We start from the raw sequence: 7,249 nt of genomic DNA on the forward strand, positions 1-7,249 counted from the left end.
CCCGGACCATCGAGCCACCCCCCGTTCCGTCCCCGCACCCACCGGAGCGTGCACCGCATGGACACGGCCCCTTCCGCTCAGTCGCACACCGCCACCGCGCCCGCCGTGGGCAATCGCCGCCGCGTGGCCACCGCCGCGGCCCTCGCCTCGGCCGTCGAGTGGTACGACTACTTCGTCTTCGGCATCGCCGCCGCCCTCGTCCTCGGCGACCTGTACTTCCCCGCCGGCAGCCCCAGCGCCGGCGTGCTGGCCTCCTTCGCCACGTTCGCCGTCGGCTTCCTCGCCCGCCCCCTCGGCGGCATCGTCGCCGGCCACCTCGGCGACAAGCGCGGCCGCAAGCCGATGCTGGTCCTCGCCCTCACGCTGATGGGCGTGGCCACCACCGGCATCGGCTTGCTGCCGACGTACGAGACGATCGGCGTCGCCGCCCCGATCCTGCTCGTCCTGCTCCGCGTCGCACAGGGCGTCGCCGTCGGCGCCCAGTGGGGCGGTGCGATGCTCCTGGCCACCGAGTACGCCCCGGAGGGCAAGCGCGGCGTCTACGGCAGTGTCGTCCAGCTCGGCGTCCCCATCGGCGTGGTGAGTGCCAACACGGTCTTCCTGGTCGCCGGCGCGCTCACCACCGACTCGGCGTTCGCGGCCTGGGGCTGGCGCGTGCCGTTCTTGGTCGGACTGCTCGTCCTCGCCCTCGCCTGGTACATCCACACCCGTGTCGAGGAGACCCCGGCGTTCCGGGAGGCCGAACGCGCCCTCGCGGAGCAGGAGAAGACCGAGCAGAGCTCGCCGCTGCGCACGATCCTGCGCGGCCACCTCGGCACGGTGCTCCTCGCCGGCGGCTCCTTCGCCGTGAACACCGCGACCTTCTACATCCTCATCACCGGTGTCCTCGACTACACGACCCGCGAGCTGGACATGAGGAAGGGCCCGGTGCTCACGGTCTCGCTCTGCGTCAGCCTCACCCAGCTCGTGCTGATCCCGGCCGCCGCCGCGCTCTCCGACCGCATCGGCCGCATCCGGATCTACGCCTTCGGGGCGGCCGGCATCGCGCTGTGGGCCGTGCCGCTCTTCCTGCTGATCGACACCGGCTCGCTGCTCTGGCTCGCGGTCGGCACGTTCGTCGCCAGCTGCTTCCTGAGCATCATGTACGGCCCCCAGGCCGCCCTGTTCGCCGAGCTGTTCACGCCCGAGATGCGCTACACCGGCGCCTCCCTCGGCTACCAGATCGCGGCCGTCGCGGGCGGCGGCCTCGCCCCCTTCGTCATGGTGCTGCTGCTGGAGGCGACGGGCACCTCGATGGCGGTGTCGGGCTACATCATCGCGCTCTCGGTGATCGCGCTGGTCTCGATCAAGGTCCTCGCGGACCGGGCACGCGCGGCGGAAACCGAGGACGGGCCGGAGGCCGAGCCCCCGGCCACGTCAGCGGGCTGAGTCCGAGGCCCGCTCGGGCCGGGGCTGCGGAACCGCTCCCGCAGACCCGGCCCGGGCCCGCGACCGGGACACCGCGACACCCGCCAGGCACAGCACGCCGCCGACCAGGGTGAGCAGCCCCGGCACCTCGCCGAGGAACAGCCAGGACATCAGGACGACCAGCGCGGGCGCCGCGTAGGTCGTCGCACCCATCCGGCTCGCGGTCGTCCGGGACAGGGCGTACGCCCACGTCGTGAAGGCCAGGGCGGTCGGAAAGACGCCCAGGTACACCATGTTGAGCGTCGCGGAGGCCGGCGCGTCGGCGGCCTCCTGGACGAGCTGCCCGGCGAACGGCAGACAGACCACCGCGCCGGCCAGGCAGCCGAACGTCGTCACCTGCAACGGACTGGCCGTGCCCAGCGCCGGCTTCTGCGCGACGACACCACCGGCGTAGGTGACCGCCGCCAGCAGGCACAGCACCACCCCGAGCACGGAGGAGCCGCCCTCACCGGACATCGAGAGACCCACGGTCACCGCACCGGCGAACGACACCGCCATCCCCGCCAGCAGCCGCGGCGGCATCGGATCACCGAGCAACCGGGCACCCAGCAGCGCGATGAGGATCGGCCCGGTGTTCACGACCAGGGCGGCCGTACCCGCGTCGACCTGCTGCTCGCCCCAGTTGAGGGCGACCATGTAGACGCCGAACCACAGCAGCCCCGACACCGCGATCCCGCGCCAGGCCGACCGCGGCGGCCACCCCTCCCGCCGCAGCAGGCAGATCACCCCCAGTGTCAGCGACCCGGCCAGCAGCCGCCCGAGCGCCAGCGCGCCCGGCGAGTACGCCTCCCCCGCACTGCGGATGGAGACGAAGGCGGACGCCCACAGTACGACGGTCACCGCGGCCGCACCGGCGGCCAGCAGCTCGGCCCGGCGGGCGGGACGGGGCGGGGTGTGGTTCATCATGATCCCGAGGCTAGGAGGGGAGGGGGAACGGACGCTCGCGAATTTCGGACGGGGCGTTCGCGGACCACCGGACCGCGCGCCGGGGCCTGTCCGACGGGGCTTCGGGTCAGCGCAGCACCGCCGCCTGAACGCCCAGCAGATCGAACAGGGCCCGCTCACCGGCAGCCGTCACCTTCACGGCCCGCTCGGAGCCGATACGCACGCACCACCCCGTGTCCAGGGCGTGCCGGCACAGCGCCGCTCCCGCGACGCCCGCGAGATGAGGCCGGCGTTCGGTCCAGTCGAGACAGGCCCGGGCCAGGGGGCGCCGGCCACGCCGGTCGAGGCCGATACCGGCCGACTCGAACCACGCCAGCGCGGCGTCGGTGAGCGCGAACCCGGTCTCCTGCTGCAGCAGCCCGCGCGCCGTCAGCGCGTCCGTGACCGCGATGCCGAGCCGCCCGGCGAGATGGTCGTAGCAGGTGCGGCCCCGGGCCATCGCCGAACCGGCGCTGGACTCCCGCAGGTTCCGCGGCCGTACGGCCGTACCCGGCGCGACCTGCGCCGCCAGGTCCTCCACCAGCTGCGCGACTCGCGCGTCGGCCAGCCGGACGTACCGGTGCCGGCCCTGCCGCTCCTCGGCGAGCAACCCGCCCGCGACGAGCCGGCCGAGGTGCTCGCTCAGCGTCGAGGCGGCGACACCCGCGTGCCGCGCCAGTTCGCTCGCGGTCCAGGCCCGCCCGTCGAGCAGCGCCAGCAGGCACGCGGCCCGGGTCTCGTCCGCGAACAGCGCCGCCAGCCGGGCCAGGGCCGTGGCCTGCGGGTCTCTCGTCGTCATGTCCCCAGCATGGAACACGGACTCTTCGGCCGCCGCCGAAGTGTCCCGCGATGGTGCTACGCGCTCCGCCGCACCTGCTCGTACTGCCGTGCCAGCCCGTCGAGCAGGGCCGTCAGCCCGGTCTCGAAGGCCCGCTCGTCGATCTTCTCCTGCTGCTCCGCGAGCAGATGGGCCTGCTGGAGATGGGGGTAGTCCGCAGGGTCGTAGGCGCTCGCGTCGTCCACGAATCCCCCGGCGAAGGAGCCGAGCGCGGAACCCATCACGAAGTAGCGCATCAGCGCGCCGATGGACGTGGCCTGGGCCGGCGGCCAGCCCGCCTCGACCATCGCGCCGTAGACGGCGTCCGCCAGGCGCAGCCCGGCCGGGCGGCGGCCGGGGCCGCGGGCCAGCACCGGGACGATGTTCGGGTGGTCGCGCAGCGCGGCCCGGTAGGAGACGGCCCAGTCGTGCAGCGCGGTCCGCCAGTCCCGGCCGTCCTGGAACATCGTCAGGTCCACCTGGCCGCTCACGGAGTCGGCGACCGCCTCCAGGATCTCGTCCTTGGTGCGGAAGTGGTTGTAGAGCGAGGGCCCGCTGACCCCGAGTTCGGCGGCGAGCCGACGCGTGGAGACGGCCGCGAGGCCCTCCGCGTCCACGAGCGCCCGGGCCGTCTCGACGATCCGGTCGGTGCTGAGCAGGGGCTTGCGCGGTCGGGCCATGGCGCACATAGTAGGGCTGCCGATCGAAACTAGCAGTGCTAATTTAAATGTACGGCTTTCAAGTGGAGTGGCTTGTGGTGAATCTGGAGCTCAGCGAGGAGCAGACCGCCGTACGGCATCTCGCCCGGGACTTCGTCGAGCGCGAGATCGCCCCGCACGCCGTCGCCTGGGACCGCGCCGAGGAAGTCGACCGGGCGATCGTCAAGAAACTCGGCGAGGTCGGTTTCCTGGGCCTGACGATCGACGAGGAGTACGGCGGCTCGGGCGGCGACCACCTGGCGTACTGCCTGGTCACGGAGGAACTCGGCCGGGGCGACTCGTCCGTGCGCGGCATCGTCTCCGTCTCCCTGGGGCTCGTCGCGAAGTCCGTCGCCGCCTGGGGGAGCGAGGAGCAGAAGCGGCGCTGGCTGCCGGGGCTCACGTCCGGCGAGTCGGTCGGTTGCTTCGGCCTGACCGAGCCGGGCACGGGCTCGGACGCCGGCAACCTCGCGACGCGGGCGGTGCGGGACGGCGAGGACTACGTCATCAACGGCACCAAGATGTTCATCACCAACGGCACCTGGGCCGACGTCGTCCTGCTCTTCGCCCGCTCCACGGGCGCCCCCGGCCACAAGGGCGTGTCCGCCTTCCTGGTCCCCACCGATACGCCCGGCCTGACGTGCCGCACGATCCACGGGAAGCTGGGGCTGCGCGGCCAGGCCACGGCCGAGCTGGTGCTGGAGGACGTGCGGGTGCCCGCCTCGGCGCTGCTGGGGGAGGAGGGCAAGGGCTTCTCGGTCGCCATGTCCGCCCTCGCCAAGGGCCGGATGTCGGTCGCCGCGGGCTGTGTCGGCATAGCCCAGGCCGCACTGGACGCGGCCGTGCGGTACGCGGGCGAGCGCGAGCAGTTCGGGAAGACCATCGCCCGTCACCAGCTGGTCCAGGAACTGATCAGCGACATCGCCGTGGACGTCGACGCCGCCCGGCTGCTGACCTGGCGGGTCGCCGACCTGATCGACCGCGGGCAGCCGTTCGCCGTCGAGTCGTCCAAGGCCAAGCTGTTCGCCTCGGAGGCGGCCGTCCGCGCCGCGAACAACGCGCTCCAGGTCTTCGGCGGCTACGGCTACATCGACGAGTACCCCGCGGGCAAGCTGCTGCGGGACGCCCGCGTGATGACCCTCTACGAGGGCACGAGCCAGATCCAGAAGCTGGTCATAGGGCGGGCGCTCACGGGCGTTTCGGCGTTCTGAGTACATCCCTGAGTACGTCGGCGGATGTGGCGCGGGCCACCTCCGCCGGAAGCTTGGCGCCATGAGTGACACACCGGGCAGCAAGCAGAACACGGCCGCCTTCTACGGCCAGGCCGTCGCCTCCTTCGCCGTCGCCATGGCGGCCACCGCGATCGGCATCTACCAGCTGAGCGCCGACGCCTGGGTACGGGGCTTCCTCGCCATCGCCGTTCTGTACCTGGTCACCTCCTCCTTCACCCTGGCCAAGGTGATCCGGGACCGGCAGGAGGGGACGGCGCCCTCTCCCTCTCCCTCGCCCTCGTACACCTCCTTCGAGAAGCGCTGAGCGGGCGCACCGGGCGGTCGCACTAAGCGAGCGCTCACCTTCGGCGGTATGGTGTTGTCCCTGTCGGTGGAGAGGGGCGAGTGATGAGTACGGCGGAGGAGACGGCCGGCGGCGAGGCGCAGGCGTGGGGCGAGGTCACGCCCGACGCGGCGCGACGGCTGCTGATCGCCGCGGTGGAGGCCTTCGCCGAGCGCGGGTACCACGCCACGACGACCCGGGACATCGCGGGTCGCGCCGGGATGAGCCCGGCCGCGCTCTACATCCACTACAAGACCAAGGAAGAGCTGCTGCACCGCATCAGCAGGATCGGGCACGAGAAGGCCCTGGAGATCCTGCGGACGGCGGCCCGGCGGGAGGGCACCGCACGCGAGCGCCTGGCCGGCGCGGTCAGCTCCTTCGTACGGTGGCACGCCGGTGGACGCACCACCGCCCGGGTCGTCCAGTACGAGCTGGACTCGCTCGGTCCGGACGCCCGCGCCGAGATCCTCGCGCTGCGGCGGCAGTGCGACGCCGAGGTGCGGGGAATCATCGAGGACGGCGTGGCGGCCGGTGAGTTCGACGTGCTGGACGTGAAGGGCACGACCCTGGCCGTGCTCTCGCTGTGCATCGACGTGGCCCGTTGGTTCAACGTGGACGGGCCGTGGACGCCGGACGAGGTCGGCGCGCTGTACGCCGACCTCGTGCTGCGGATGGTGGGGGACGGGGAAGCGCCCCGGGGTCAGAGGTAGTAGCGGGAGACGGACTCGGCGACGCACACGGGCTTGTCGCCGCCCTCGCGTTCCACGGTGAAGGCGACGGTCACCTGGACGCCGCCGGGCACGTCGTCGACGGCGCTGATGGTCGCGGTGGCGCGGAGCCGGGAGCCGACGGGGACGGGGGCGGGGAAACGGACCTTGTTCGTCCCGTAGTTGACGCCCATCTTCACGCCCTCGACGGAGATCAGCTGCGGTCCGAAGAGGGGGAGCAGCGACAGCGTGAGATAGCCGTGGGCGATGGTGGTGCCGAAGAGACCCGCGGCGGCCTTCTCGGGGTCGACGTGGATCCACTGGTGGTCGCCGGTGGCCTCCGCGAAGAGGTCGATCCGCTTCTGGTCGATGTCGAGCCAGTCGGTGTACCCCAGTTGCTCGCCCACCGCCGACTTCAGGTCGTCGACGGACGTGAAGATCCTCGGCTGTGCCATGTCCCGGCCTCTCGCGTCAGGAAGTCTGCGTGCGCTTGAATCTCTAAGCGACTGCTTAGCATGGTCGGCCGGGAGAGTCGTGTCAACGGACTGGGTAGGGTTCGCGGGGTGCCCCAGATTTCAGAGAAGATCCACGAGCTCACGGTCGGCCAGCTGGCGGCGCGCAGCGGGGCCGCCGTTTCCGCCCTGCACTTCTACGAGTCGAAGGGCCTGATCAGCAGTCGCCGGACGGCCGGCAACCAGCGCCGGTACGCGCGTGACACGCTGCGCAGGGTCGCCTTCATCCGGGCCGCGCAGCGGGTCGGCATTCCGCTGGCGACGATCCGCGAGGCGCTGGCGGAGCTGCCCGACGAGCGGACGCCGACCCGGGAGGACTGGGCCCATCTCTCGGAGGCCTGGCGCTCGGAGCTGGACGAACGCATCAAGCAGCTGAACCGCCTTCGTGATCACCTCACCGACTGCATCGGCTGCGGCTGTCTCTCCCTCGACACCTGCGTCCTCTCCAACCCGGGCGACGCCTTCGGCGAGCGCCGGGCGGGGTCGCGCCTGCTGGTGGACAAGGGGCGCGGTTAGCGCCTGCTCGCCGGTGGTGTCGGGGCCGCGTCGGGGGGTGTCCGTCCTCGGAAC

At 72.2% G+C, this 7,249-nt stretch carries 9 protein-coding genes; 5 read left to right on the top strand and 4 right to left on the bottom strand.

What is annotated here, in order from left to right; translation table 11 throughout:
- Nucleotides 1–57 precede the first annotated feature (57 nt).
- On the top strand, nucleotides 58–1,428 hold the full coding sequence (locus tag GTY47_RS25370) for an MFS transporter (protein WP_010046223.1): 1,371 nt from the start codon (nucleotides 58–60) through the stop codon (nucleotides 1,426–1,428).
- On the opposite strand, the gene GTY47_RS25375 is transcribed toward GTY47_RS25370, so the two are convergent.
- The 3 genes from GTY47_RS25375 to GTY47_RS25385 all read right to left on the bottom strand — a co-directional run bounded on the left by GTY47_RS25375 (nucleotide 1,417) and on the right by GTY47_RS25385 (nucleotide 3,888).
- Nucleotides 1,417–2,373, bottom strand: a complete 957-nt coding sequence (locus GTY47_RS25375; RefSeq protein ID WP_029181617.1) for a DMT family transporter — start codon at nucleotides 2,371–2,373, stop codon at nucleotides 1,417–1,419. The genes GTY47_RS25370 and GTY47_RS25375 overlap by 12 nt on opposite strands.
- Nucleotides 2,374–2,479: 106 nt before the next feature.
- Entirely contained in the window at nucleotides 2,480–3,190 is a 711-nt protein-coding gene (locus tag GTY47_RS25380) for a winged helix-turn-helix domain-containing protein (RefSeq protein ID WP_010046228.1), read from the bottom strand.
- A 56-nt stretch (nucleotides 3,191–3,246) separates the two neighbouring features.
- Nucleotides 3,247–3,888, bottom strand: a complete 642-nt coding sequence (locus GTY47_RS25385) for a TetR/AcrR family transcriptional regulator (protein ID WP_029181618.1) — start codon at nucleotides 3,886–3,888, stop codon at nucleotides 3,247–3,249.
- A gap of 77 nt (nucleotides 3,889–3,965) precedes the next feature.
- Here GTY47_RS25385 and GTY47_RS25390 point away from each other — a divergent pair, with 77 nt between their 5' ends.
- The 3 genes from GTY47_RS25390 (at nucleotide 3,966) to GTY47_RS25400 (ending at nucleotide 6,170) form a co-directional block, all read left to right on the top strand.
- Nucleotides 3,966–5,117 (top strand): acyl-CoA dehydrogenase family protein, encoded by a 1,152-nt coding sequence (locus GTY47_RS25390; protein WP_010046234.1) that lies wholly within the window; start codon nucleotides 3,966–3,968, stop codon nucleotides 5,115–5,117.
- 61 nt (nucleotides 5,118–5,178) lie between these two features.
- Complete coding sequence (locus tag GTY47_RS25395) at nucleotides 5,179–5,442, top strand: YiaA/YiaB family inner membrane protein (protein ID WP_010046236.1); 264 nt, start codon at nucleotides 5,179–5,181, stop codon at nucleotides 5,440–5,442.
- Nucleotides 5,443–5,525: 83 nt separating this feature from the next.
- Nucleotides 5,526–6,170 carry a TetR/AcrR family transcriptional regulator gene (locus tag GTY47_RS25400; RefSeq protein WP_010046239.1) on the top strand — a complete coding sequence of 215 codons (645 nt, stop codon included), beginning with the start codon at nucleotides 5,526–5,528 and terminating at the stop codon, nucleotides 6,168–6,170.
- On the opposite strand, the gene GTY47_RS25405 is transcribed toward GTY47_RS25400, so the two are convergent.
- Entirely contained in the window at nucleotides 6,161–6,622 is a 462-nt protein-coding gene (locus GTY47_RS25405) for a MaoC family dehydratase (protein WP_010046241.1), read from the bottom strand. The genes GTY47_RS25400 and GTY47_RS25405 overlap by 10 nt on opposite strands.
- 108 nt (nucleotides 6,623–6,730) lie before the next feature.
- On the opposite strand from GTY47_RS25405, the gene soxR reads away from it, so the two are divergent.
- The gene (gene soxR, locus GTY47_RS25410) at nucleotides 6,731–7,195 is read left to right on the top strand and encodes a redox-sensitive transcriptional activator SoxR (protein WP_010046244.1); all 465 of its coding nucleotides are present in this window, start codon (nucleotides 6,731–6,733) and stop codon (nucleotides 7,193–7,195) included.
- The last annotated feature ends 54 nt before the right edge of the window (nucleotides 7,196–7,249 follow it).

Source organism: Streptomyces sp. SID5464 (assembly GCF_009862985.1).
Taxonomy (GTDB): Bacteria; Actinomycetota; Actinomycetes; order Streptomycetales; family Streptomycetaceae; genus Streptomyces; species Streptomyces chartreusis_D.